General features: G+C 48.4%; 25 protein-coding genes and 1 pseudogene. 9 read left to right on the top strand and 17 right to left on the bottom strand.

Translation table 11 applies throughout. From position 1 onward, the window contains the following. Positions 1-9 precede the first annotated feature (9 nt). Together MJO57_RS07820 and MJO57_RS07815 are read left to right on the top strand one after the other, a co-directional pair. Positions 10-1,668 carry a transposase gene (locus MJO57_RS07820; RefSeq protein WP_252017470.1) on the top strand — a complete coding sequence of 553 codons (1,659 nt, stop codon included), beginning with the start codon at positions 10-12 and terminating at the stop codon, positions 1,666-1,668. A 287-nt stretch (positions 1,669-1,955) separates the two neighbouring features. Continuing rightward, positions 1,956-3,020 (top strand): IS630 family transposase, encoded by a 1,065-nt coding sequence (locus MJO57_RS07815; protein ID WP_252018707.1) that lies wholly within the window; start codon positions 1,956-1,958, stop codon positions 3,018-3,020. A gap of 161 nt (positions 3,021-3,181) precedes the next feature. On the opposite strand, the gene MJO57_RS07810 is transcribed toward MJO57_RS07815, so the two are convergent. After that, entirely contained in the window at positions 3,182-4,546 is a 1,365-nt protein-coding gene (locus tag MJO57_RS07810) for a hypothetical protein (RefSeq protein WP_252024272.1), read from the bottom strand. Then, the gene (locus MJO57_RS07805) at positions 4,521-6,446 is read right to left on the bottom strand and encodes a hypothetical protein (protein WP_252024270.1); all 1,926 of its coding nucleotides are present in this window, start codon (positions 6,444-6,446) and stop codon (positions 4,521-4,523) included. Before MJO57_RS07805 ends, MJO57_RS07810 begins: the two co-directional genes overlap by 26 nt. A gap of 543 nt (positions 6,447-6,989) precedes the next feature. Between MJO57_RS07805 and MJO57_RS07800 the strand changes: the two genes are divergently transcribed. Continuing rightward, positions 6,990-8,009, top strand: a complete 1,020-nt coding sequence (locus MJO57_RS07800; RefSeq protein WP_252024268.1) for a hypothetical protein — start codon at positions 6,990-6,992, stop codon at positions 8,007-8,009. 36 nt (positions 8,010-8,045) lie between these two features. On the opposite strand, the gene MJO57_RS07795 is transcribed toward MJO57_RS07800, so the two are convergent. Next, on the bottom strand, positions 8,046-8,429 hold the full coding sequence (locus MJO57_RS07795; protein WP_252024266.1) for a hypothetical protein: 384 nt from the start codon (positions 8,427-8,429) through the stop codon (positions 8,046-8,048). Next, positions 8,429-9,433, bottom strand: coding sequence for a hypothetical protein (locus MJO57_RS07790; RefSeq protein ID WP_252024264.1), 1,005 nt, complete (start codon positions 9,431-9,433; stop codon positions 8,429-8,431). Before MJO57_RS07790 ends, MJO57_RS07795 begins: the two co-directional genes overlap by 1 nt. A 219-nt stretch (positions 9,434-9,652) precedes the next feature. On the opposite strand from MJO57_RS07790, the gene MJO57_RS07785 reads away from it, so the two are divergent. After that, the gene (locus MJO57_RS07785) at positions 9,653-11,167 is read left to right on the top strand and encodes an IS66 family transposase (RefSeq protein ID WP_252017330.1); all 1,515 of its coding nucleotides are present in this window, start codon (positions 9,653-9,655) and stop codon (positions 11,165-11,167) included. On the opposite strand, the gene MJO57_RS07780 is transcribed toward MJO57_RS07785, so the two are convergent. Both MJO57_RS07780 and MJO57_RS07775 read right to left on the bottom strand, forming a co-directional pair. Further along, entirely contained in the window at positions 11,168-11,359 is a 192-nt protein-coding gene (locus MJO57_RS07780) for a DUF6444 domain-containing protein (protein ID WP_371924672.1), read from the bottom strand. It lies immediately after the preceding gene. 48 nt (positions 11,360-11,407) lie between these two features. Beyond that, on the bottom strand, positions 11,408-11,866 hold the full coding sequence (locus tag MJO57_RS07775; protein WP_252024262.1) for a hypothetical protein: 459 nt from the start codon (positions 11,864-11,866) through the stop codon (positions 11,408-11,410). A 214-nt stretch (positions 11,867-12,080) separates the two neighbouring features. Here MJO57_RS07775 and MJO57_RS07770 point away from each other — a divergent pair, with 214 nt between their 5' ends. From MJO57_RS07770 to MJO57_RS07750, 5 genes are all read left to right on the top strand, one after another. Continuing rightward, positions 12,081-12,488, top strand: a complete 408-nt coding sequence (locus tag MJO57_RS07770) for a transposase (protein ID WP_252024260.1) — start codon at positions 12,081-12,083, stop codon at positions 12,486-12,488. 48 nt (positions 12,489-12,536) lie between these two features. Then, positions 12,537-13,652, top strand: a complete 1,116-nt coding sequence (locus MJO57_RS07765; protein WP_252024258.1) for an IS4 family transposase — start codon at positions 12,537-12,539, stop codon at positions 13,650-13,652. Positions 13,653-13,703: 51 nt separating this feature from the next. Then, positions 13,704-14,660 (top strand): IS1595 family transposase, encoded by a 957-nt coding sequence (locus tag MJO57_RS07760; RefSeq protein WP_252017306.1) that lies wholly within the window; start codon positions 13,704-13,706, stop codon positions 14,658-14,660. 254 nt (positions 14,661-14,914) lie between these two features. Continuing rightward, positions 14,915-15,274: an IS4 family transposase gene (locus MJO57_RS07755; RefSeq protein ID WP_252023104.1), complete on the top strand. Its 360-nt coding sequence runs from the start codon at positions 14,915-14,917 to the stop codon at positions 15,272-15,274. Positions 15,275-15,317: 43 nt separating this feature from the next. Beyond that, positions 15,318-16,259, top strand: coding sequence for a transposase (locus tag MJO57_RS07750; protein WP_252021295.1), 942 nt, complete (start codon positions 15,318-15,320; stop codon positions 16,257-16,259). A 137-nt stretch (positions 16,260-16,396) separates the two neighbouring features. Here the strand turns inward: MJO57_RS07750 and MJO57_RS07745 are convergent, their stop codons facing one another. The 11 genes and pseudogenes from MJO57_RS07745 to MJO57_RS07695 form a co-directional block, all read right to left on the bottom strand. Next, on the bottom strand, positions 16,397-18,058 hold the full coding sequence (locus tag MJO57_RS07745) for a tape measure protein (RefSeq protein WP_252024256.1): 1,662 nt from the start codon (positions 18,056-18,058) through the stop codon (positions 16,397-16,399). Between the two features lie 61 nt (positions 18,059-18,119). Then, positions 18,120-18,863, bottom strand: a complete 744-nt coding sequence (locus tag MJO57_RS07740) for a hypothetical protein (protein ID WP_252024254.1) — start codon at positions 18,861-18,863, stop codon at positions 18,120-18,122. 108 nt (positions 18,864-18,971) lie between these two features. Then, positions 18,972-20,013: pseudogene (locus MJO57_RS07735) on the bottom strand (IS1595 family transposase). 60 nt (positions 20,014-20,073) lie between these two features. After that, the gene (locus tag MJO57_RS07730) at positions 20,074-20,415 is read right to left on the bottom strand and encodes a hypothetical protein (RefSeq protein WP_252024252.1); all 342 of its coding nucleotides are present in this window, start codon (positions 20,413-20,415) and stop codon (positions 20,074-20,076) included. Beyond that, positions 20,387-20,992: a hypothetical protein gene (locus tag MJO57_RS07725; RefSeq protein ID WP_252024250.1), complete on the bottom strand. Its 606-nt coding sequence runs from the start codon at positions 20,990-20,992 to the stop codon at positions 20,387-20,389. The genes MJO57_RS07730 and MJO57_RS07725 overlap by 29 nt, the downstream gene beginning before the upstream one ends. After that, a complete protein-coding gene (locus MJO57_RS07720) occupies positions 20,982-21,290 on the bottom strand; it encodes a head-tail joining protein (RefSeq protein WP_252024248.1) in 309 nt (102 codons plus the stop codon). The genes MJO57_RS07725 and MJO57_RS07720 overlap by 11 nt, the downstream gene beginning before the upstream one ends. Positions 21,291-21,332: 42 nt before the next feature. Continuing rightward, positions 21,333-22,328: a major capsid protein gene (locus tag MJO57_RS07715; protein ID WP_252024246.1), complete on the bottom strand. Its 996-nt coding sequence runs from the start codon at positions 22,326-22,328 to the stop codon at positions 21,333-21,335. A 57-nt stretch (positions 22,329-22,385) separates the two neighbouring features. Then, positions 22,386-22,757, bottom strand: a complete 372-nt coding sequence (locus tag MJO57_RS07710; RefSeq protein WP_252024244.1) for a head decoration protein — start codon at positions 22,755-22,757, stop codon at positions 22,386-22,388. 204 nt (positions 22,758-22,961) lie between these two features. Next, positions 22,962-23,990, bottom strand: coding sequence for a head maturation protease, ClpP-related (locus MJO57_RS07705; RefSeq protein ID WP_252024242.1), 1,029 nt, complete (start codon positions 23,988-23,990; stop codon positions 22,962-22,964). After that, a complete protein-coding gene (locus MJO57_RS07700; protein WP_252024240.1) occupies positions 23,980-24,630 on the bottom strand; it encodes a phosphoadenosine phosphosulfate reductase family protein in 651 nt (216 codons plus the stop codon). The genes MJO57_RS07705 and MJO57_RS07700 overlap by 11 nt, the downstream gene beginning before the upstream one ends. Continuing rightward, a complete protein-coding gene (locus MJO57_RS07695; protein WP_252024238.1) occupies positions 24,602-26,077 on the bottom strand; it encodes a phage portal protein in 1,476 nt (491 codons plus the stop codon). Before MJO57_RS07695 ends, MJO57_RS07700 begins: the two co-directional genes overlap by 29 nt. Between the last annotated feature and the right edge of the window lie 2 nt (positions 26,078-26,079).

Below are 26,079 nucleotides of genomic sequence, written 5' to 3'. Positions count from 1 at the left end.
CCTCTCACCATGGCTTTTCTAGAACACCAGCAGTTACAACCTGAAGATCTACTGAGATTCATCACTCAGCAGCAAGAGCAGATCATTCAGCTCAAAGAGCAGATAGAATTGCTTGAAGCAGAGATTCGTCGTCTAAAAAAACTGCCCGCAAAGCCTGACATCAAACCAAACACCAAACCTCCCGATGATGACACCGGCAGCCCTGATGGAGATCCATCCGCTCCTGAGGGTAACGATGGAGCCAGCCCAGACACCTCGTCAAAGCAGAAGGTTAAGAAGCCCAACGAGAAAACCAGAAAGCAGCGTAAACAGCCCCGAAAGCCATCGGCGGAAAAATCCATACCCATTGCTGCCACTGATGTTCCGGAGGGATCAATCAGGAATGGAACCACCCCTTTTCATGTTCAGGAACTGACAATACAAACATCCAGTATTGAATATCTTTTAGAGCAATGGGTGACACCCGATGGACAAACCATTACGGCCAAACCGCCAGCCAGCCTTCATGGACATCATTACGGGCCAATGCTGCAGGCCTACGTTCTGCACCAGTATCATGGTTGCTCCGTTACCCAGCCAGAACTGCTGGACTGGCTATGGGACATTGGAATCTCTATTTCCAGCGGGGAACTCAGCCAGCTTCTGACGAAAGGACACGAGCAGTTCCATGCTGAGAAAGATGAGCTGTTGACTACAGGTATTCGCTGTTCAAGTTATATCCAGACAGACGACACGGGAACAAGGCATAAGGGGAAGAACGGTTACTGCACCATCATCAATAACGAGTCCTTTGCCTGGTTCGAGAGCACAGACAGCAAAAGCCGGGAAAATTTCGTAAGCCTACTGCACCGCCCATGGTCAACTTACACGTTCACCGACGATGCCTTGATCTATCTGGAAAAACTGGATTACCCCAAAAAGTGGCTACGCGTTCTTAATCCATACAGAGGCGTCACCTTCCTGAGCCATGAAGCCTGGGAAGAATGTATGAAAGACCTGAGACTAACTGGTAGACGGCGCCAGCAGGCCAGTGAAGCCATGATTTATGGCAGCCTGATACAGCATGGAGCAGGACATCTTACCACCTTCAGTGATGGGGCAAGGCAGTTCGACGTTTTCAAACACAGCCAGTGCTGGATACATGCAGAGCGAGGGCTGGCAAAAGTTCATCCGGTCAATGATCAGCAGGCCATGGCTCAGAAATGGCTTCGGACATGGTTCTGGGCCATTTACGATGACCTTAAAGACTTCAAGACAGAGCCAACTGAAAAAAAGGCAATAAAAGTACGACAGGGGTTCCAGGCGCTGATCCAAACCCAAACGTGCAGTGGGCTTCTTCAGGATGCTCTGTCAGGGTTGGCTGTAATCAAGGAAGAGCTATTACTGGTTCTGGATGACCCGAGCTTACCGCTGCACAACAACCTGAGCGAGAGTCAGATACGAGAATATGTTAAACGACGAAAGATCAGTAGTGGGACGCGAAGCGATTTGGGGCGGCAATGTCGCGACACCTTTGCCAGCCTGAAAAAAACGTGTCGCCTGTATGGTCTCTCTTTTTGGGATTATCTGAAAAGCCGACTAATGGGCGATGGGTTATTTCCGAGATTGAGTAACCTGATTGAGGAGGCTTCACGTCATCTTCCGTGTGGTGCTGCCAGCAGTTTTTGAGAAATTACGAAACAACTATATCCTGAAAAAGTTTCGGCGGATTCAACAGTGTCTACCGCTTGAAGCTGTAGACCATATTGTCTGGTTACGGCTTGCTGCACTATCAAAAACATATTATCAGTATGCGCCGAATTATTTTCATAAACCTTCCTGTTATTGGTTTCTGATGTATAGAGTCTTTTCCAGCCTAAACCGGCTTTAGAGCCATAAGTAGTTAAAAGTTTGCTTATGGATATTTTGATCGTACTATCAGGCAGACAAAGAAAGAGATCCTTAATCTATTATAAGTGGGTCTTGAACTAAAACGTCCCCAACCTATGAAGTATGTCAATATCACTGATGAAGCTGTTGTATTAACTTTGAAATACGCCAAGCACTACGGCCCTCTGAGGTGTATCAGGGAAAGAGCTCATGGTCTTCTATTGAGTAATCGAGGCTTTACCCTTGAGCAAATTGCAGAAATCCTTGAGATTAAATATCAGACCGTTTCCCAATGGATTGATGATTGGGAGGACTATGGTATTCGTGCATTGTATAAGAAACATGGTGGTGGAAGATCTTGCATATATGATGAATCTGAAGTGCAACGCATAAAAGAGTTAGTAGCAGAAGAGCCTCGTCGTTTATCGTATGTAAAATCCAAAATTGAGGATGAGACCGGTAAATCCTCATCAAAACTTACTCTGGCCAACATCGTAAAAAAGTTAGGACTGGTTTACAAAAGACTCCGTAAATCGTGCAAACATAAACGGGACGAAGAGCATTTCCAGCGTTGTAAAACTGCACTGAAAGACGCCCAGGAAGCTGAGCGCAAAGGGTTAATAAACTTGTTTTATTTTGATGAGTCCGGATTTACTCAAGAACCTTGTGTGCCATATGGCTGGCAGGAAAAAGGAAAGCAGCTCAGAATTCCATCAGTCAAAAGTAAGCGCATCAACGTGCTGGGCTTTATGAATCGGAGCTGTGAGCTGTTTCATTACCCTGTTGTGGGCTCTGTGAATAGTGATACAGTGATTGCAGCCTTTGACGACTTCGCAGAGAAAATGGAGGATGAAAAATACAGTTCAAATGACCGCTACACCGTAGTTATGGTGGACAATGCCAGTATTCATACCAGCAAAAAGTTTCGTGACAGAATCGCTGACTGGACTCTTGAGAAAAAGTTACTGATCTGCTTTCTTCCAACATATTCACCTGAACTCAATCTGATTGAGATCCTGTGGAGGAAAGTAAAGTATGAATGGCTCAATCTATTGTCAATCAAGAGTTTCACGGAATTTGAAAAGGAAGTTGAACGAGTGTTCGCTTCATTTGGAGAGAGTCATATGATTTCGTTTGCAAATACTAAATAATCGTTCAGTCAATTTATCCGAAAGCAAATTATCAACTACTTAACCTGTCACCAGAATAGTGTCGATAATATCCACTATATTGCTCATGAATGGATACGAACTCTTCACCGCTGTTAATTGCGGTGCTCCTGCCTCTTCCGATGAATAAAATGTAACGGCCATCAGTCCGCATCCCCCCGAATCTGTAGTGTAAAATCGTCGTTTGTTTCCGTACCTTGCCCTGACAGCACCGTCCGGCAAATCCACACCGGCGCAAGGCATCCATCCGTGTTAAAGCGGATAGCATTACCTGTTGCCCAACCGCTGCCCCAACCATCGGCTTTCAGGGTGAAATAAGGCACTCCCGCCTCCGGGTTAATGGGAGCGGTGTCTGTTGTTGTACTGCCGGTTGCTATGATCCCGAGCTTTTCCTCAACAATCTGAAAAGCGGTGCTGCTGGTAAAAATGATCGCCCACTTGCCATAGATAGCGCCCTTGTTGGTCACTTCCACCGGGTAGTTGATGGTGTTGTATTGGGCAGTTGTCTGGTCGCCTTCCCGGTAATCCGTCCAGTTTGGATCGCCGTTGTCCCATACCTTCTGGCTGAAAAAGTTTTTTACTCTCGCCTGAAGATCGCCATAGACCACCGCACTGCTAACCGAGGTTTCGGAGGCCGGTAAATCCCAAGGCACCGGGGAGATAATGGACAGGTCCCCATTAATCTGAACGTCGCTTAAAACGCTCATGTGCTCCACCCGATCTTTGATGGTATAGGGAGCCGATAGCGGATTGCTTTCCGCATCAATCAGGCTCAATGGATCGGCAAAGGTAACGGTGCCTGCCTCTCTATCGACGGTGTATTGATCGCTGGCCAGCAGAGCCCCGGCGCTATCTTCCACCACAATCTCAGCTTGATGATCCCTGTCCAGCGCAACAATTAAACCGGCATAAGGAGTACCAATATCGGTGCTATCGGTATGAGTAATAACCACAATATCCCCGGCTCGATAGATAGGCACTTTGCCATCGGGAGGCAGACGCACCGGATCGAGGCCGATCAATTCAGCATCCAACGGCAGACTGGTTTCCACCACGCAGTTGTAACGGACACTTTGCGGGATCACGTAAATCGGATCAGTACCATCGGTAAACTGAATCTCGCACCAGCCAGTAGTCACGTCGATGCTCCCGACCACTTCTGCGGTATCAAACTCGCCATTAAAGTCAGCTGTCGCCGTAATAATATCCCCGTTATCCACCCGCACCGCCGTTAGCTGCAAGCTGCCCTGACGGATTGGAGCGCCGGGAGTACGGAAGGCCACTGCATCGATCTTGAAGCCAACGCCAATGGTCGCCGCTGCCTGAATGGTGGCCGTGTTGACGGTGCCATCGGGATAGCTGGCCAGTGTCGCCATTCCCCCGCTGTAATCCACTCTGCCGACCTGAACACCGGCATTGGTTTCAGTACTCAGGTTTTTATAGAGGGAACCATCCCGGTCATAGTAGGTTTCACCATTCCATTCAAAGACCACGCTGCCGGGAAGCAAAACGACATTGTTTCATCAAGGGCAACAGATCAATAGTCAGCTCTGGCGAGGTAATGCTTTCGTTATACGGCGCATGACTCAAGTTGCTCGCCTGTGCAATGGCGGTAATAGTGCTGCCATTGAAGGTTTGGGTCTTGGTGGTATTGGTGGCCTCGACCTCTCTGACGTAACCGCTATCCGTTGCTCTCGAAACCCGCCATTCCGGATAGGTGTAATCCTGCAACGCCAGAATGGTAAAGGCACCTGTCTGGTAATCAATGGTCCCGGTCACCCCCCGCCAGCCTCCCGCTGTATCATCACTGACCTGCTTGGCGACGTTTCTGGTGGTTTCATAAGTTGTCCAGTCATCCTCCTGCCTTGCACCATTGGGAACGTTGGACAGCTGCTCGACCAGAAACTGCAGCTGGATAGAACCGGGCAGCAGGGGAGCCCCCGGAATAGTGCCGCTCATAACGCCCTGACCATCCACAGCCACAATGACCTCGCCACCGGCACTGGTGCCTTCCTCATAAGTCAGCTGTATTTCGGTGTCGCTATCGGGCAGGTTATCCAGCTTAAAGCTCAACTCGCCGGGAGCGTAATGGATCGCACCGCTACCATCCCCCGTCAGCAAGCCGTTGGCCTGATCGGTCAGGGTTTTATTCTCCCCGGAGGAAACATACGTCACTGTCATTGAGCCGGGTTTAATACCGGGCTTCTCAACGGTATGCCGGAAGGTCATATCATCCACCGGCACCGAGCCTGTGCGAATGGTTACCTCATCATCATTTTGCGCCACATAGCTGAATACAATGGCACTGTCCGGATCGGGCAGCGCATCGAGGGTAATTGCTGCCGAGCCGGTAGCAAAGAGAATGGTGCCGGTTCCAGAACCCGTCATCTGCCCATTACCGGGATCACGAATATCCTGCCATTTGCCAAGGGCGATATAGCTGACCACCAGTGTTCCCGGCCTTGGTTTGGCCTCGGCCATGTTCAGAGTGTAATTAAAGCCCCGGTTCTGACCTGTGACCGGGATAGCGCCACTGATCGCTGCTCCGGTAATCGCCACCGCTGGCTGATAGGAGGCATTGGCGGTTGCTGTGGTATAGCTGCTTGCTCGCCAGACGTTAATCTCCCCGAGCTCATAATCCACGGTCAGCTTGCTGTAATTATTGGTGCCGCTTTTATGGAGCAGACTGCCTGCGCCGTTATCTTCAAAAGTGCCGCCATCAAGCGACAGGGTCAGGGTTCCGGGCAAAACACCCCGCTGCAGGTAGGTGCGGCTCTGGTTACCGCTGATATGAACAAAGCGACAGCTAATGGATCGGTTACTGGCCGAGGTCGCCACCATCGTTTTGCCGGTATAGCCACCGTATTGATCCAACAACGGGCTTTCTACCTTGGCGCTCGGCACCAGTGGCGCATAAACGCTCTCGGCCTTAATCGTCAGATCGCCTGCGGTAATGTTGGTGCTCATTGACTGAATGCCATAGTAACGGCTGGTGTCGGCTATCTGTGTACGATGAATCGAACTGGTTTCTTCCTCCGGCTCACCTGGCACTGGTGGCGCTCCGACAAAGGTCGTCTCCAAGGGAGCACTGATCTCCATTTCCACCTTGCGCCGGTTAAAATCCACATACTCCTGCCCGTTGCTATAGGTAAAAGTCACAATGGAATGGTCAACAGCTGTGATGCGAATAAACTGGGTTGTTAAACCATCTGGTGTCGTGAGCTTATAGACTTCACCAATTTCAGGGATCGCCAATTCCTCCCGCTGATAGCCGACAATAGCTCGCTGTCCTTCCAGCTGATCGCCTACCAGTTCCCATGATGCCTTAATGCCGGGAACCACATAGCTCTCAATCCGGTCTCTGGCATCGAGGCGTTCATCGGTTTGACTGTCGGTATTGAACAGCAAAACACTGACATTTTTATCCTTGGGAGGTTCGGTCAGGATCAAATGGCTACCAAGATAAATATCATTGTTATCGGTGCTTATCCCGATAAACGCCTTCCGTAAAGCTACATCACCAATGGTGCGGTCGATCCGGGAAATATCCTGAAATAGATTATGGCTCTATTTTGATTACGAACTGCTCTACAGTGAAAACTGACTGTAGGTCACGAAAAACAAGGATTGGGCAACATTACCGGACAATATGCTGACAACCTTTGTAGATAAAGGGCTTCAGCAATGTTCAACCCAGTAGCAGTCTGAAATCCTACAAGAGCCTAGATTATTAACGTTGCCATCGATGACCTCGCTGCCAGTCACCCGACCGCCACCGTCTTCCTCATCCGTGAGGCGCTGGCTTTCGAAGAGTTTTACGTCGCTATTAGTAATAGCCATAGCAATTCCTTATAATTGGTTGACATAAATAAATGGTGAATGAGTGGCCAAAGGGGGAACTTTTATAAGAAAGCGTGGCCTAAATCTGTAATTTGATAGTTCAATAATTCAATGGATCAAATCAATCAACTTCCTTCATTCGATGCTTCTTTTTCTTATCTTTGTTCCAGCGCATTAGGTTTAGTAGATCAAGAACAGCAATTTGGTACCACCGAACAGCAGCCTATTTATCAAGGCATGCCAGTTCAAGTGCTGAACCCTATTTCTATTTACAATAGCGGACCAGGTACATATCAAAATGAAGCTAATCATTCTAATTCATTGAATAAATATAATATTGAATCTCTAACAAATTTCGATTTAGAAAACGCTCCTGGAACAAGTATTCAAGAGATACCACAATCCATCCTTGATGAATATGTTCCTTACCAGCCTGATTATGAACCCGTTAATGATGCATTATTACTAACACCAGATACTCCCTTTCAGCAGCTAATATCGTGGGACGAGCTTGAAATTAGAGAGCAAACAACAGCGAATCATACAAGCTCAGGTTTACAGTTAACTAATCTTTCTGCCGGAATTCATAGTTCACAAGATTTACGGCCAGTTGCTGTCGTTAGTCCGTTATATATGCATCAAGCTACAAGTGATAACCAAACAACCCAGGCAGAAGTTAATGTTGAGGGCAGTTCTTTACTTGCCGAGGGCAAAAGGGAGCGCGGCAGGTTGCGCCAAAGGGAGCTTCGCAAAGATCCCGCTTACGTCGAGCGAAAAAGGGAGCGCGACAGGTTGCGCCAAAGGGAGCTTCGCAAAGATCCCGCTTACGCCGAGCGCATAAGAGAGCGCGAAAGGTTGCGCAAAAGGGAGCTTCGCAAAGATCCCGCTTACGTTGAGCGAAAAAGGGAGCGCGAACGCGAAAGGGAGCGCGAAAGGGAGCGCCAAAGGAAGCTCCGTAAAGATCCCGCTTACCGTAAGCGCGAAAGAGAGCGCCAAAAGCAGTATCGTCAGTCAGTCAATTTAGCTAAAAACTCAGGTGATTTACCACTGACTTCTAATTTAGCTGAAACGACCCAGAGTTCAGGTAAAAATTCAGAAGGTACTGTCCCCGCTTTTCAGTCCTCAAGCTGAAGGAATATTTACAGTCCCGATCGCCCCCTCTCAGCCTTAGTGAACGGTTAGCAATCGAAGGGTAAGAAGGTATTGGTCGCTATCGTCCGGGTAGGCAAACGGCATAAGCTGTTGTGCCTCTACGGGAGCTCCATTAGAGCGATCAAAGATAACGGAAAACTGCCGGTTATCCGGGAGCGTCAACGTCATGGTTTTACTAACCGTCTCGGAGAGAGCAAACAGGCTCTTTACCGTCAGCCGGGAAACCCAACCGGCCTCGCCATTGCCAGAAAGAACGATTGGCCTTCCATAATTGAATTGCCCTTCCTGAACTAGTAAAGCCCCGGTCAGGCTGCGCTCGGTGGTTTGCTCTACCGGGTTCCATTCAAATTCATTAATCCAGAGCAGATCGTCCGGGAGGGTAATAGTATCCAGTTGCATCAGACCGTCCTCATGCCTGCATTTTTCAGGGCATCCAGCAGTTTGGTTTCATCCGATGAATCAATGCCTACATTGACTGCACCGCCGGGATATTCGAGCCGGATAACTTTCTGTGGAGTCGGCTGTGTGGTTCGGTTGATTGGAGCTGATGTACTCACCTGGCTTTCTTTAAGGGATTCTGCTTTCTCGTTATTAGCCTGCCGCCGACGCTCATTGTAAATCTGCTCACTGATCCGCAGGGCAGAGGTAATATTTTTGATCGCTTCCTGATCCCCTTTGGCAATGGCCTCGGCTTGCTGTGACTTCAGATCATCACGCTGACTTTGATAACGGCGCTTCTCAATATCGGATTGCCTGCCCTGCAATTCATCCAGCTCATCTTTCAGACTGTTCAGAGTATTTCGAGAGCTATCTCCCAAACTGGCCATATTTTGCTCTGCCGAGCGAATGGCATTATTGAGGCGGTCTAAATCCTGTTTGTTCAGGAGATTCATCGTATCAGCGGCTCGCTCGCCCTGACGGATAAAGCTTCTCGCTGTAGAGCCGCCGAGTTCATAACTCTCTAATAGTTCTTCGAGAGCGATCTTTTGCTCCAAGTACTGGCTTTTGACATAAGCAGCATTTTTCGCAGTCTCATTCATCCAGCTACTTATGCCAGTTACATCGAAGGTATAAGAGTGCTGTAGTTTATTGAGCTCTTCTCTGGTTTCTTCGAGTTGATTTTTAAGTTCAGCAATGCTGCTGATCGCCTGCTCGGTGTTGACATTGCCAACGCCATTCATGGCTACAAAGGCATCGTGCGCTGCACCACTCATGCCCTGTAATTCTGCTGTCAGGGTGTTGTAATGACCGGCCATGACTCCGGCAATAGAGGTCGCATCGGTCAGCGCTTCGGCCTGTTGCTCCCCAGCTTCCTCGGCGGTGTCGCCAACATTCTTTACGGCATCCTTGGTATCTTCCGCTTCCTCTTTAAATGACTTGAGCTTTTCCCGGCTCGCATCCATCGCCTCTGTGTATTCTTCGAGCGATAGCGTCCCCTGTGAAAAGGCTTCGGCAATAGTGACTCCGAGGCTGGCCAGTTCTACACGACTTTCAGCATCATTGACCTGTTCAATAGCATCATTTACATCTTTGGTAACTGTTCAGCACCCCCACATAAATCTGGAATTTTCTGATTTTTATACCATCCTCTTAAGCACCATTTTTCCACAATATTCGCCAGCATGATTCCAGAACTACCCGCAACTATGTCGGCTGAGATTCTCTTGAAAGAGAATGCAGAGCTGCGGATGAGAGTTGCCTGTCTGGAAGAGCGATGTCGAGAATTGGAAGAAAAGGTTGGCAAGAACAGTCAAAACAGCAGCAAGCCGCCATCGTCTGATGGTTATCAAAAACCTTGTAAAAACAGTAATTCTCCAGATCATTCTGACGACCTTTCCGCAGATAAAGGTACCGATCCATCGGATGAAAAACCCAATCCTAAAAGTCTGAGACAGTCTTCTGGTAATAAAGCCGGTGGAAAGAAAGGGCATCAGGGCACTTGTCTTAAACAGGTCGATATCCCTGACTATATTGAGTACCTTCCGGTTAAAGAATGCAATAAATGTCAGGCGTCTCTTCTTGATAGTGAGCCGGTCAAATATATTGAACGACAGGTGTTTGAACCAGGGAGACCGGGTGAATTTGAAGTAACGGCCCATAGAGCTGAAGTAAAAATCTGCACTTGTGGTTGTCGGAATCAGGCTGAATTCCCGGAAGGTGTTACCGCTGCCGCACAATATGGCTCAGCCACACAGGCTATGGCCGTCTATCTTAACCAATACCATTTCCTGCCTTTTAAGCGCGTGTCAGAGTATTTTAATACTCTCTATAAAATGAGTGTAAGTGCAGGCACTGTCGCCAATTTTGTGGCCAGAACCTATGAAAATCTGGCTTCTACTGAAGAGGTTATTCGTGACGCCTTGCGGGAATCGTCTGTTGCCGGAGCCGATGAAACGGGTATGCGGGCCGAGGGCTCTTTGCACTGGCTACACGTTATGCGGGATGAACAATGGACGCTCTACTACTTGTCTGAAAAGCGAGGTCGTGAGGCCATGGACACGATGGGCATACTGCTAACATTTGCAGGCGTTCTGGTTCATGATCATTGGAAATCCTATTTTGCATATGCGGCAACTCACGTACTTTGCAATGCCCATCACCTGAGGGAGCTTTTGGGTGTTGTTGATAGGGACAGCAATCAACTGGCGTTGCGATTGATGAAGCTACTGAGGCTTTCCTGGCATTACTGCAAGGGCTTTAAGACCATAGGTATGCTACAGATGCCAAGTGTTGTCTGTGAACGAATCGAGAAGATTTATGACCGGTTGCTTCAGCGGGCTCTAATGAAAGAAGTCGTCTATATGGAGAAGCAACGAGAGGAGCTTAAGCGCAAGAAAGTCAAGAATACTAAAGCTTACAATCTCTTCAAACGACTCACTGAGTTCAAGGCTGAGACACTGCGCTTCATGTCAGATTTTACCATTCCCTTCGATAACAATGGCAGTGAGCGGGATGTTCGAATGGCCAAGTTAAAGCAGAAAATCTCAGGCTGCTTCAGGAGTGCAGACGGTGGTTCTATGTTTGCACGGATTCGCAGCTATTTGTCGTCTGCCAGAAAACAGGGAATGGACATATATCAATCACTTCATAGAGCTGTTCGGAATTACTGTAATATGCCTTTGCTCAGTGCTGAATAGTTACTTACTGTTTTTACAAGGTTTTTGATAACCATCAGACGATGGCGGCTTGCTGCTGTTTTGACTGTTCTTGCCAACCTTTTCTTCCAATTCTCGACATCGCTCTTCCAGACAGGCAACTCTCATCCGCAGCTCTGCATTCTCTTTCAAGAGAATCTCAGCCGACATAGTTGCGGGTAGTTCTGGAATCATGCTGGCGAATATTGTGGAAAAATGGTGCTTAAGAGGATGGTATAAAAATCAGAAAATTCCAGATTTATGTGGGGGTGCTGAACAGTTACCATCTTTGAATGCAGCAACCATCGTATCGGCTGCATTCTCTGTCTCGACTTTGTAACGATTCTGTTCCTCACGAACCATATCCCAAGTGACTTTGCTCTCTTTACGGATTTTTACCTGTGATTTTTTATGCTCCGCTGCAAATGACTCATACATACCTACTAAAGCGTCTTTTGCGTCTTTAGCATCCTCGACAACTTCCTTGGTAAAGGCCGCTGCTTGATCACGCATTAAGTTTGCAGTTTCGGCAAACTTCTTTTCTAGCGTTTCCAGCCCGGTTACTTCAAAGATTTTCTGCCAGCCATAAGTAATGGTTGCTAGTACATTGAGAATACCTGCTGCAAAGCCTTTTACTGCGCCAGTGAAGGTATTGAAAAATAGCTTGGCTGCATTGCTAGTAAACTCGAAAGCGGAACGCATTGCTCCGAGAGTATTACTGATGTTAATGAAGGCATTTTGAACACCAGTTATAAACTCATCAAAAGTAATGCTAGATAGTTCTCGTCCAAAAACACAACCAATTGAAAACTGTAGATTTTATCCTGAAAAATTAAGTGGAGCCCTACTGCTATCTGGCGACTAAACTTCCCAAGAGCAAGAAACATAAGGGATTGCCAAAAACAGAGGACTCCAAATGCGCAAAAAACGCAACCCGCAGTGTAGTATGGAACTCCATTACGTACCTCATGAAATCTGCTCCCAGCTTTCCGGTATCTCGCAATGGCTTGACGCCCATCCACAGTTCAATGACTGGATTTATGAGGACTTAAGTTCTGGTGATAAACAGAACACTGGGCGGAACGGACTATCAGCAGAATCCGTTCTTCGTGCGGCACTCCTGAAACAGTATTTGAATTGTGATTATGACTACTTGTCGTTTGTTTTGATGGACTCCATGCTCTTTCGAGACTTTTGTCGCCTCGAACCAAACCAGCGCCCCAGTCGCTCCAGTTTGCATGGGCTCATCAGCCTTCTTACTGCATCTACATGGGAACGGATTAATAACTGTCAGCTAATGACCGCTAAAGATCCTGTCTCTTGATCACAAATAGCTACCTTGTTCTATCATTTCTCACTGATAAAACAGGTCATGCTTCCACTTTCTCCTAAACCATGGTCAGAACTAACTTTTGGATGTGCTGATTTGGGTGATACTCGACGTACAAAACGACTTGTCAAAGTTGCTGCCGAGCTTTCAGCTCATACCGGTAATTCTTTGTCATCTTCATGCGAAGGTTATACCGCACTGGTAACTGGAGCTTACCGGCTGATTGAGAATGAGGCCGTAAAGCCTGAAGCAATAGCTGAGGCAGGCTTTCAGGCAACTGCCAAAATAGCGAGACAGTCTCGCCTACTTCTGGCTCTCGAAGATACAACAACCCTGGGTTATAAACATGCTGTCAGATCCGAGCTTGGTGATCTTGGAGGTCCTGAAGGCTCTAAAACCAGAGGATTCCACGTCCACTCTGTCTTCTTGGTTGATGCGGATACAGAGCGAAGCATTGGGCTTATTGATCAAGAACGATGGGTTAGAGAGGACGTTCAGCGGGGGAAAAAGAACCAACGTCGTCAGCTACCTTACGAGGGAAAGGAAAGCTTTAAGTGGCAAAGAGCCTCTGAAAACACAGAACAAAGGATGGGGGGTAAAATGCCTGACATCATCAGTGTTTGCGACCGGGAGGCGGATATATACGAATATATGCACTACAAACTGGATAACCGACAGCGGTTTGTTGTAAGAGCTACACAAAACAGAATCCTGGTGGATGGCGAACTCTTATTATTTGATTCCTTAGCTCAGACTGAAGTGTTGGGGAAATATACGATAGTGGTTCCTCAAAAAGGAGGTAGAAAGAAGCGAAAGGCAACGCTGCAGGTCAAAAGAAAGAAGATGACAATACAGGCGCCGCAAAGGCCAGGCGGCAGGCCGGAACCGGTAACTATGAATATTGTGTCGGCTGAAGAGATTGGCAATGACTCCGAAGACCGTTTGCACTGGGTACTATTGACAACTGAAGATATTGAAACATTCGAAGACTGTCGCTCTATCATTCGATTTTACGAGCTCCGATGGCGAATAGAAGAGTTCCATAAGGCTTGGAAATCGGGAGCAGGAGTAGAAAGGCTTCGTCTGCAATCTCCGGATAACATTGAACGACTTGCGGTCATATTAATGTTCCTGATTACCACCGACCCTACGTCGTGAGCCAACTGCTATAATAAACGTCGATAGTCATGTGTTTTGGAGGTAAAACTGATGTGTAAAAACACCATTCAGTTCCAAAAAGGCCTTGGCATTATGCAATTTCTGGCTAATTACGGCAGTGAAGAGCAGTGTGAGAACGCGCTGTCCTCTTGGCGCTGGCCAGATGGCTTCCAATGCCCGAAGTGTGGCTCCCGCAGTTTCTGCAAGCTTCACCGGAAAGCTGAATTCCAGTGCAATTGCTGCCGTTGCCAAACCTCGCTTACCAGTAACACTATCTTTGACTCAACAAAGCTGCCTCTAGCTACCTGGTTTCTGGGTATCTATCTCGTCACCCAGAATAAAGCGGGGATTTCTTGCCTGACGCTTCATCGACAACTTGGCATTTCCTACAATGCCGCATTGCGCATGAAACACAAACTCATGCAGGTCATGATGGAAAGAGATAACAGCTGGCAGTTGAGTGGTTTTGTTCAGATTGATGACGCCTATTGGGGCGGAGAGCGCCACGGAGGCCGCCGGGGCAGAGGCTCAGAGAACAAAGCCCCCTTCGTGGCCGCAGTTCAGACAGATGCTGATAACCACCCTATCTACATGAAGTTCAATGCCGTTGATAACTTCCGGCGAAAAACCATTCAGGAGTGGGCAGAACATGCCCTGAAAAAGGGTGTCCGGGCCGTCAGCGATGGCTTGTCCTGTTTCCGGGGTATTGAAGATGCCGGATGCCAGCACACAGCCATCATTACCGGTGGTGGGCATGCATCCATGGAGAATGAGTTGTTCACCTGGGTAAATACCATGCTGGGAAACGTGAAAACAGCGATTACCGGTACTTACCATAAGCTCGACCCCAAGCATCTGGGCCGTTATCTATCAGAGTTCAACTATCGGTTTAACCGGCGTTTTGATATGCCTTCAATGATCTCAAGGCTAGGTCGGGCTGCAGTCAATACAGCACCGATGCCGGATCGACTTCTCAAACTGCCAGACGTCCAGTGGAAACCGGGTTAGCCATCAACCGATAATTGAAAGTCAGTTGACGTATTAATATCATTATTTCGAATGATGATGTGGGTCTTTGCTTGTTCGGAGCGGTTATGAAACCGAATTTAGTTGATAATCTGGAGAACAAGCCGTCATGATGCCTGCTCCACCGGTAATACTGGAGAGGTTCTATTATTTCTTTACCGGGTTATAGACATAAAGAATGAAAAGCTGCACGTATATTCTTAAATTATCTTTCCCTGTGTCATGACGTACGATCAGTGGTAATCAGGTTAATGTTTGTCGCTGTCAGACTAATGCAAATCCGTGAAGCATTAATGTTACCGAATGACAGGCAGCACAAAGACAGAAAGCTTTGGAGTGAAAAAACACTCGCGAATGAGGTGGTCAGTGATGATGAATGGCAGGTTCTCTGGCTAACCTATGAAAAAAAAGCGTTGCCCGATAAGCCGCCAACAGTCACTTGGCTGCTTCAAACGATTGCTCGGCTTGGTGGTTGGGGTGATTCAAAGCATACAGGGCAGCCCGGCTGGTTAGTGGTATGGGAAGGCTGGGCGAAATTGCAGGATCGGGTAAAAACCTGGCAGATAGCCCGGCAGTTCAGCGCTGGAGAGATGTGATCAAGAGTCAGCTAAAGATCAGGGTATTGAAAAAGGGCGCACTGTGGCTATTGACAGCACAGTCACCGAATCGGATATCAAACCTCCTTGCGACAGTGATCTTTTAGCCAGTTCCGTTAAAGAAATTTGTCGGCTGCTGGAACGGGGACAAACACTGACAGCGACACCGCTTTATGAATATACCCATCACAACCGAGCCGTAAAAGATGCGGCCAGAAAATGCATCTACGCTGGCAAAGAAGAGCGGCATCAGCATTATAAAAAACTGCTGCAGTTGACCCGAAAATCCCGGAAGGTACTTATCGAAGCTACTGTCACGCTAGCAAACGCCCGTCAGCAGGGGCAGTGTCTCCTGGCTGATGATGCCGACAAGTGGCAGGCCGATGTGGATCACCTGTTACCCCTGGTGGATGCAATAGTCTCCCAGACAGAGCGCAGGGTCTTTAAGGGTGAAAAGGTGCCAGCCCAGGAAAAAGTGGTTAGCCTGTATGAACCCCATACGGATATCATCGTAAAAGACAGGCGGCAAGTACAGTATGGCCATAAACTGAACCTGGTTCAGGGAAAAAGTCGATTGATCCTGGACCTGGTTATTGAGGAAGGTAACCCAGCGGATTCGGACCAATTCATTCCGATGATGGAAAGACAAAAAGAAATTTATGGTCGTGTACCTCGCCAGACAAGCGGTGACGGCGGATACGCGTGTCGCGCTAATTTGGAAAAAGCCAAGGCCATGGGAATCAGCGATGTAGCTTTTAATAAGAAGCGCGGACTTGAAGTCGAAGAGATGACTAAAAGTCAGTATGTGTATAAAACGCTCTTTCGCTTCCGGGCAGGTATTGAAGCGGGAATTTCGTGGCTAAAGAGATGTTTTGGGCTATCACGTTGCCACTGCAAGGGTTCTGAGCGTTTTGATTCTCATTGCTGGTTATCGGTGGTCTGTTACAACCTGGTGATTCTGGCCAGACACCCGGCACCATCCTGATAGCCACCTCCACGCTACATGAAAGTACCTTTCCAGCATGGTGGGAGGATGTTTTCTGCCTGCTTTTCGCGTTTTTCTCCAATATCCGTCCCAGATTAGAGAAAAAAAGGGAAGAGTTTTTGCGGCTCTCTGGAATTTCAGGAAATATCAAAACGAACGTACAATCTAATTATGATTGCCTGATGCGTTTTTGGACGAGAACTAGATAATGAAGCCCGAACCGACCCTGCCATGCTGATAAAGCCATTACTGATCGTTTTCGCAAACTTCGCCAAACGACCATCTTCAACCATTTTGTCCCACTGCTCACTGAAATCCTTCATCAACTGGCGTACATAGGATGACCAGCCAGCATCGGCAATCGCCTTTTTAAACAGAGTCCAGCGGTCAATCAGGTTTGATAACAGACCTGAATAAAGTTTCATATTGTCGGCGGCTGCACCAATCGCCCGACTGCCCATTTCCTCCATGAGCTTTTTGATAACATCGGTGCCGAGTTTGCCTTGTTCTGTTAACTTTCGGAGAACGGTTACATTCTCACCCGTTACCTTAGCGAGTATTTCCCATACGGGAACACCAGCCTCAATTAACTGACGGAGTTCTTCGGCCTGAAGTTTCTGTTTGCCCCAAGCCTGACCGAGTGCGAGGCTTATCCTGCGGAGTTTTTCAAAGTCACCCCCGAGCATACTGTTGGTGTCAACAATCGCTTGGAGTGATCCGTCCATCGGATCGAGGCCGAAGTTCTTCAACATCGTAAAGGCTTCAGTCACCTGGGCGATTTGCAACGGTGTATCACGGGTAAACTGCTTGATCCATTCAACTGCCCGTTCGCCTTCAGAGGCACTGCCCATAATGGCGTTTAACTGGATTTGCAGGCGGTCAAACTGATCCCCGGTTTCGAGAACGCCCTGCATGGATTTTTTCAGGCCAATAAACGCAGCCGTTGCCGTAACCAATCCGGCAAGACGACCGGTGAGCCGGTTAATGCCATCGGATGCTTTATTCGCATTTCTGGCAACGCCGCTTAATCCGGCTGAACGCATAGCCCGAGCGGTTTCTTTTACTTTGGCCGCTGCCTTCTGGTAAGCGGCCGCTGTCTGGCTGATAGCAGCCGTAATATTTTTCTGTTGGCCAGCGAGATTCTTTGTGGATAAACCGGCTTGCTTGAGACTTTGCCGGAGATCATAGAGCTTTTCCCGCTGATCCTGATAAGCTTTGCTCGCACGAGTGACAGCTGTCCGGGCAGTAAGGAGGCTGCTCGACAGTGACAGGGTGTTTTTCTGTGCCTTGTTATAATTACGGGTTAGCTGATCCAACTCTTTCTGCTGGCGCTGGTATTCCCGGTTGGACTCTTTGACTGCTTTCTTTGCCGCTGATACGGCCTGTATTAGCGTCTGCGTCGGTTTTTTTGTCTTGGCTAGTTGAGTACTTAGACGCTCTAAATCCTTCTCTTGTCGTTGATAAGTCCGGCTCGCTTCGGCTACAGACTTTTTGGCGGACGTAACCGCCTCTTTTAATTCTCTCGTCGGCTTGGAGGCCTGTTTGTACTCTTTTGCCAGCCGATCTACTTTCGCCTCGGCTTCCCGGAAGGCATTGCCAGCATTACGAACAGCTTTTGTCTGCTTCTGAAAAGCAGTCAGCAGCGCACTCTGGTTTTCTAGCGTCGAGAGCTTGTCCTTGAGCTCTTTGGCTTCCGCTTTCAGAACATCAAGGGAGTCAGCGGATTTTTTTACGTCCTTGGAGAGCAAATCCTTTGCTTTCAGGACTAAGCGAATAGCTGATTCTTTGATATTGGCCATAGTGCTTTAATTCAAAAAAAGCCCCTCGAAAGGGGCAAAATTGCAGGAAACAAACAGTGGATTACTGCGCCAGATCAATCTGCATAAAGGTACTGAGGCCGGAACCCTCAATGGTACTGTCTGCGAGTACATCAAGATCGAGGGCGATAGCGGCAAAGTCGTCCGAGATAAAATCAAGGTTCTGGACCGGCGAGAACTTCACCCGATGAACCCGGATATTAAACGGCTTGCCATCCTGTGCATCGTTGAGGCCTTCCATAAACAGGACAAACTCTTTACCCGATTCAATCAAGGCCTGAACCATATTGGTCGCCAGTGGTGTATAGCTGGCCTTGATTCCCTGATTATCAACGCCGCCACCTGAAAGAACCTTGATACCGGATTTAGTCAGTTCATAGTCATCCCCGGCAGTCAGTTCGGTATTCAAACTGTCTTTGATCGTAACCGGCTGTGACATATCGGGAAGCTTATCGAACGGGATAAGCTCATCAGCAACACCAAAGCTGGTGTGAGGCTCATCAGTAACCGCAGTGGTTGAACCGGCAGCGACCGAACCACGGAGCGCCATCGACAAGTTATTAGCGGTAAAGTCATGTGCCGTGAGGCTCGCCGAGATAGAGGAAATCCGGCTGATGGTGTTGCGATTACCACCGCCACCGAGATAATTTTTCAGTTCCTTTTTATCTTCCTCGAAACTGAATTGAAACTGGCTGACGTTACCCACCGGCAAAAGGGGAGCGGAACCATCGGCAGGCTTGAGGTAAATGGCACCTGCGCCGATAAAACTGCGATCTACACTAGACATGCTGAGTCTCCTTGTTGGCAAGTCTTAGGGGTTAAAGAACAACATCAATTTGCAGCGACATATCCGCAAAGGACAGATGAGCATTGCTCGGTGCAATATCGAAGTTGGCTAAGTTACCGTTAATGGTTGGAAGCACCAATGTTCAGTAATTCTGCTGATCAACCGGCCAACAGTTAATTTTTTTGCTGCCGTCAGTTCTCGCCTCCAGGCCAGATAATGGGGAAGGTAACGAGTTGCAACCCCTTGGAATACGCCGCCAATCCAGCGTTTTAAATGACTGTGATAAGAATTTACAGTCTGGATGTGGTAGATGCCTTCAACAACATGTTGACCTGCTGATGTCACCAGCTCCTTGAAGACAAATCCAAGCTTGTCAGCAAGTTTTTCGTGAGCGAGGTGTGCATCCGCACAGACCGTGGCCTGTATCGATATGCGGCCATTTAAATGCCTGCACAATTCATTAGCACTTTCGTTTTCTAATACACCGTCAACGGTATTTCGATTACGGTCCCGAGCCACCATTACCGGGACTTTTCGGGCTTTGTTGGGATCATTACCCCGCTTCGGGTTGGCCGTGGAAGGCCTTCTCTTTGCCCTTTGAAGGATTCACGGAAAAATGTTTCATCAAGCTCAGTAATGCCACAAAGCTCTTCTGCTTGATCATTATTAATCACTTCAAGAAAGCGGTGACGCCAGCGGAACGCAGTTTTCAAGTCAATGGCATTCTCAGCAGCAGCTGGTCGCAAGACCATAGAGTGAGTCATACCTGCGAGGTACTTGTTCCATTTTTCAGGGTGCCTGAGCCTTGCCAAAGGCGTTCCACTAAAGGCGTTTTAAACGTTGAGTCGCAAGTCTTGCAGTGGTAGCGCTGTCGGCCATTTCGTATGCCCCAGCGACCAACGCTATGGCTTTTGCATTTGGGGCACCTGGGGTTTTCGGCAAATTGGGCAAGTATGCTCTTTTCTACGTCAGGTGTTGCATTATCGTTATTGGGTATAGATTCACTGTAAACAGGTTCAGAGTCAGTGGTTTCTACTACCTCGGTAACCTCTATTTGAGTACTAAGGAGCGAGTTGTTAAGAATGTCTCGCTGTTCACTGGTTAATGTTGAAATGGAATCAATAAAATTCTGGAAGAGTTCAGATTGCATATCACTCCCCTACAACGTAGATTTTATGGGAGTTTAGCTGATTCAACCATTAACGGTAACTTAGCCATCGAAGTTGGTTTCACTGAAAGTCATGGTTCTCGCTTCAGGCGTAAAGCGTTCCCCGGTTGTGAATAACTCACGAATGGAGCGAGTAAGGTCAATGAGGTTGTAAGTGGTGTCATTGTTTGTTTTGGCGACTGCACTGATATTAAATTCCATGCGGTATTTTGCTTTTGTTCCCTGCCGTTGTTCTTCGTTGATGGATTCTAACTGAACCAATATGGCAGGAAGCTCTAAGTCCTGTTCCTGACCGATAGCGGAATAGCCGAGTTGGGTATTGGGAGCGACTTGTTTTAAATGCTCTATCAGTTTTTCAATTACCAGACTTTCGGGGTTCGACATTGAAGGCATAATTTAATTCCTGATGGAGCAGGGTTGAAAAGCGTTCAAAAATTTTCGGCTGCATCGTATTGAGCGCCGCTTCTGCTGCGGAAAAAATCTTTACGGACTTCTTTTCGATGGGAAGCCCCATCCACATCCAACGGCCTGATCGTTGGGATTGTTGATAACGGTGCGCCCATTCTCTTTTACGGTTGAATACAAACTCTCTCGGTGAATTGACCGGTTGCATCAGGAAGGCACTTTGCCAGAAGGAATGTCTGCCGACCTGAACACCTCTTGGGGTTTGTCGGGCTTTACCGAACTTGTGAGCACCGACCGGGAAAGTTCCTATCCAGACGATAAGATATTGGGAATCACTCTTTGGTCTGCTCAGTGTTGTTTTAACCCGGCCAAACTCTTTAAAAAGTTTCTGTGTAATTTTCAGCTGGCTTGCCAACTCTCTTAATACTTGCCGCTCGACCCATTTGCTTAATTTTCGCATGGTGCGTTGAATGGCTAATTCAGTTTTCTTTGGGGAGTGCTTAAACAGTGTTGTCAGTTCTTCAATATCCCCGCTGACTTCCTGCTCAATTAGCATAGATATTCCATTGGGCTAAATAACCATCGTCTTTTAGTTTCCGATCCACTTCATAAGTGCTGCCATTGGCCAATACCGTATCCCCTCGCTTGAGCCGGATAGCGCTATCGAGTGACAACACGGTAATCTCTCCCGCTACTGCCTCATACTGGCCAATTTCAACCACCTGTTGCTTGATGATCCCGAGGGTTTCCAGCGTTGAGGTATCAGCGAAAGTAATAGAAAGGGACTTCCCAAACGTCGAAAGGATTGAGTGACCCAGTTGCTTGAAAGCTTCGTCCATAAGGGCAGTCTCCATAAACAGGAAAATAGGCTGGCCATAAAGACCAGCCGTTAGCGATTAGCTCATAGTGAGCTTGATAACCGCCCTTGGCTTGAGATTGATCGGCAGTGGGTTTGATTGGGTATGAACAAGCACGCCCTTATCAAAGTCCATGACCTTCTGCTTGGCATAGCGAGGGAGGCCGATGGTGTTTACAGTCTCAATGAAGTCTGCCGGAGCGAACCAGGTTCTAAAGATGTCAGCATCTTCCGGGTAGAGATACGCTTCATTGTCTGCGACAAAGTCCTGACCGCTGACCGATCCACGGTATTCTTCCCAGTTAATGTCTGCGAAGCGGAAAGTACCTTTCGGATCGTTGCGGAGGGCTTCACCATCCTGCCAACGCTGGTAAGCTTCTTTGACCGACTTGTGATTAACAAGGGCATCAAAGAAGTCTTTGCCGACAAATGCCCGGAGGCCGGTATAAGGCTCTGCACCCATGGCATCATCGACCAGCCTGCGAGCCTTGGTAGACTGCAAACGCACATCAGTGGTGGTACTGCCAAAGTTAAAGTTGTGAGTCTGCTGACTCACGCCAAACTCATCAAAGAGGTTGTAAAGTACAGTACTTCCATCACCGTCCAGAATCTCGCCCTTGAGCGCACCCATACGCAGAAATTCAAGCGTCACTTCATGATTGGCATTCATACGAGCGAGGCGTTGGTTGATTACTGCCTGAACCCCCTGCATTGCATCTTCACTGCCAAACTGGCGCACGTTCTGCACTTCAGCCGCCATGATGGTGCTGTCGTGTGGAATGTGCGGGATAACGAAGCTGCGCATCTGGCGCTTGTCACCGACAGCCTGAGTTGCCGGAGCACCACGCTCGGAAGAAGGCAGCAGACGCAGAACGCCATTGACGCTTTCAACCACTGCGGTTGTAGTGTTGATACCACTCTCCCGGAACAGGCCGAGCTCGCCCAAACGACCGGGCTTATAGTCCATCTCATTGATGGTAGCGGTCAGGCTGGTGAGGCTGAACGCATCATCGTTAAAAATATCCATGAAAGCCATGCTATCTCTCCTTAGACAGAGATTGTTTTAAAAGGGAAGTACTGCGAAAGGTTGGGATTAGGAATTGCGGATAATGATATCCAGACCGGCAAGCTCACCGACCGCAGTTGCTTTCTGCTCGTCGGTAATACCGGCAGGCCATACGAGCAGGCTATCCACGACCTCAGCGAGTCGGGCAATAATCACCCCGTTACCACCGGAGGCATCGGTTGTCTTGCCAGCGTAGAGAACACCGGCAGCGGTTTCAGTACCATTGGCTGCGGCAGGATCGAGGGGCTTGTAGTCGCCAGTAGCGGTTTCCTTGCCAACCACGGTCCCGGGTTCGAGAGCCAGGTTAGCAGCAATGGCAACCTGCTCACGGCTGATGCTGTTGTTGCCTTCGGATACCAGAAACTCAGCAGTGTACGCCGATTCAGTTTTTACACTCATCGTAATAGTCCTTGGCTCTATTTTGATTACGAACTGCTCTACAGTGAAAACTGACTGTAGGTCACGAAAAACAAGGATTGAGCAACATTACCGGACAATATGCTGACAACCTTTGTAGATAAAGGGCTTCAGCAATGTTCAACCCAGTAGCAGTCTGAAATCCTACAAGAGCCTAGTCCTTTTATGGGAGGATGAAAGGGAGGGTTATGCCCGGTTACGCTTGCTGTAGATAGCCTGCGTGTCGATAGCGTTGGTGGTCTGCTTCCTGCCCTGCTGTTCGGGAGAGAGTGAATTGTTGATACTCTCATCATTCTCGGTCAGCAGATCAAAAAGCGTGTTTCTCACTTCATCAGCGGATTTGTTTTCCTTGATAAAGCTGGTTGCCATATCCGGCTTGTTTGCCGCCTTGCAGTAATTCTTAATCGTTGCAAAGTCAGCCAGCTTAGCCCGGACTTCATTTTCTGAAAGGCTCTCTTTCAAGAACGCCTCTGTCTTTTCCGGGTAGCCAGCTTGGTTACACAGAGAAGCAATAGCCAGAGCATCAACTTCAGGTTTCTCATCCGTTGAGGCTTCCGGTTCTTTTTGCTCTGGCTCTGGTTTTTCCGACACCTTTTTATTTTCCGGTTCAGGCTGCTTGCCAAACCCGGCAGGTGCATTGGTAAAGCGGGAGAGGTCAAAGCAGGCAGCGGCTTTAACCGGCTCATCAATCTGATCAACCAACCCAATGTCCAGCGCCTCTTTAGCGGTAAACCATGTTTCCGCTTCCATGAGGGCTTTCATTTCGTCGATGGTTTTCCCGGTTCTGGCGGTATAGGAAACGGCGATACTGTCTGCAATTTTGTCCATGACCTCGGCGGTTTTACGCATGGCCTCTGCGTCACCCTGCGCCCAACCATACGGGTTATGAATCATCATCATGGCATTTTCAGCGATAGTGACCGTGTCGCCTGCCATAGCGATAACACTGGCAATGCTCGCCGCCAGTCCCTCGATGCTGATATGAATGCTGGCCTTGTGTAGACGGAGAGCGTTATAGATTGCAATGCCCTCGAATACCATGCCACCCCGGCAGTTGATACGCACATTAATATCAGAGGCTTCGGTATTCCTGATCTGATCGACGATGCTCTGTGCCGAAACGCCCCACCAATCATCAATGTCGTCATAGATGAATAGTTCAGGGGTTTGACCTGCTTCGTTCTTGAAGGCAAACCACTGGCGATTATGAGCCATAGTATTTCTCCTTGTAGTTCATGAGCTCCAAAATATTTGGATACTTGTTTTCATCCGTGGCTTTGATGAAATTGATCGCATCATCAAACTGGGTTTCACCATAAAGGTTGGCAATGTTTATGGTGTGGGTTCCTCTCCGCTTGCCTCTCGGTGTTTCATAAATAGGCGATAGCGGATAAGGGCGAATGTATTGCTCGGTATACCGATTGCTCCATGACCGGATAGGGAACAGCTGCCAGATACCGTTGGCATTCTGGTATCGCTTACTTTTGATGGTGTTCCCATCGTCAAGGCGACGACCATAGGTGACCATTTTCACCCGGTATTTTTCAGCAAACTCTTTGATGCCTTCACGCTGAAAGATTCGGAACCAACGATTTTTCCTTGCTGATGTCACCGGAAAAATGAACTTTGGATTCTTTCTTAAAAAATCCATGCCATGTTTTTTCCGTTCAATAAAAATCAGTGGCAGGTTGAATTGGTTGCAGTAGCTTTCGATAAATGCCAGATGACAGCAGTAATCGAGTTCTCTGTTGATAACCGCCACATGAGGGAAGCGATAGCCATTTTTTAAAAGGTATTGGCTTACGGCCACCGAATCTTTGCCACCGCTAAACGCCAGTATCCTTGTTAAGTCCATCGTTCACTTCCTGACGTTCGGATTCCCTCGCATCGCTGTCGTATTTCAGTTCCAGCCCATCAGAACGCCGGTTATCCGCTGCAATTTCCTCATCAATCTGTTCGCTGTCATAACCGAGTTCACTGACCACTTCAGAACGGGATTTGAAGCCAGACCGAACGGCCATCTTCTGTGCCTGCATATCCTGAACCGGGTGCATGTATGGCCAGCCGTGGGCAATCCACTTAACCCGTCGATAGTCACGTTGTCGGCCTTGGTAGTCAGGGAGGCTGACCGAACCATTCAGCACCGCCATATCGAGCCAACGGTTCCAGACCGGGCGACAGAATTGAAAGATGATCTGGTTATGCTGAATCTGCTGAATGCGTCGGCGGAACTCATTAATGATCAGGCGGAGCGCCCGATCACTCACACCGGCCATATCCCCGGAAAGAATCTCGTAAGGAATACCAATGCCAGCCGCTATCGCCATAAGCTGCTGCTTCATAAAGTTCGGGTAATCCGCAGCGGTTCCCGGAGGGCTGTTGAACTCCACTTCTTCGCCCGGTGCGAGTTCCTGCATGGTGCCAGGTTCCATAGCCACCATCGGGAGGCCATCAGCACCGTACTGGATCGGTTGCCCGGTTAATGGATCAATCGGCTCCTGCTCCGGGGAGGGCTTCTTGATAAAGCCAGTAAACAGGTTGGCTATCTCCTGACGGAGCAAGGTCGCATCATCAAACTTGTCCAGATGAAAGAGCCTGACCAGTACTTGTGACAACAACGGCTGGCCACGGAGTTGCCCCGGCCTCAATGCCTCATAAATATGGAGGACGTTGTCAGCCGGAACTCGGACAAGGTTTTCACTGTTGAAAGAGAACTCTGCGGGATGCTCACGATGGAAGTAATAAGCAACCCGTTTACCAATGCCGTTAAACTCGAGACCGGCTTTAATTTCGTGGCCGTTATCCAGTTTCTTGTTGTGACTGACCGGCACATATTCTGATTCGAGAATTTGCAGCTGTAGTGGCACAGATAAGCCATCTTGTAACCGTCTTGGACGGAGCCGGACAAAACACTCGCCACCCTCGAACATCGAGCGGGTAATCAGGGATTGCTGACCAGTGAAACTTAACAGGCCATCGGCATCGGATTCATCCGACCAATGAAGAAACAGCGTTTGCAGTTCTTCCCGGAGCTTATCGTCATCAACCAATGATTTAGGCGTAATGCCACGGCCAATGACATTACTGACCAGTTTATCTATGCCACTGCTCGCCCACGGATCATTACGGATCGCCGCCCTTGATCGGTTAATGAGCTTGGTCAGATCGCTTGTGAGCGCCGTATTCGGAGAGGACGAAGGCGCATACCAGCTTTTCGTCCGCCGACCACTGCCGGCAGCGGTGTAAGCAAGATTGGAAAACCGCCTTGCTATTTTCGTTAATGAGTTCGACAGAAAGCCCATTC

Origin of the sequence: Endozoicomonas sp. SCSIO W0465 (assembly GCF_023716865.1) — a bacterium.
GTDB lineage: Bacteria > Pseudomonadota > Gammaproteobacteria > Pseudomonadales > Endozoicomonadaceae > Endozoicomonas.
The sequence above is the reverse complement of the archived record's forward strand: the minus strand, read 5'-3'. Positions and strand labels throughout refer to the sequence as shown.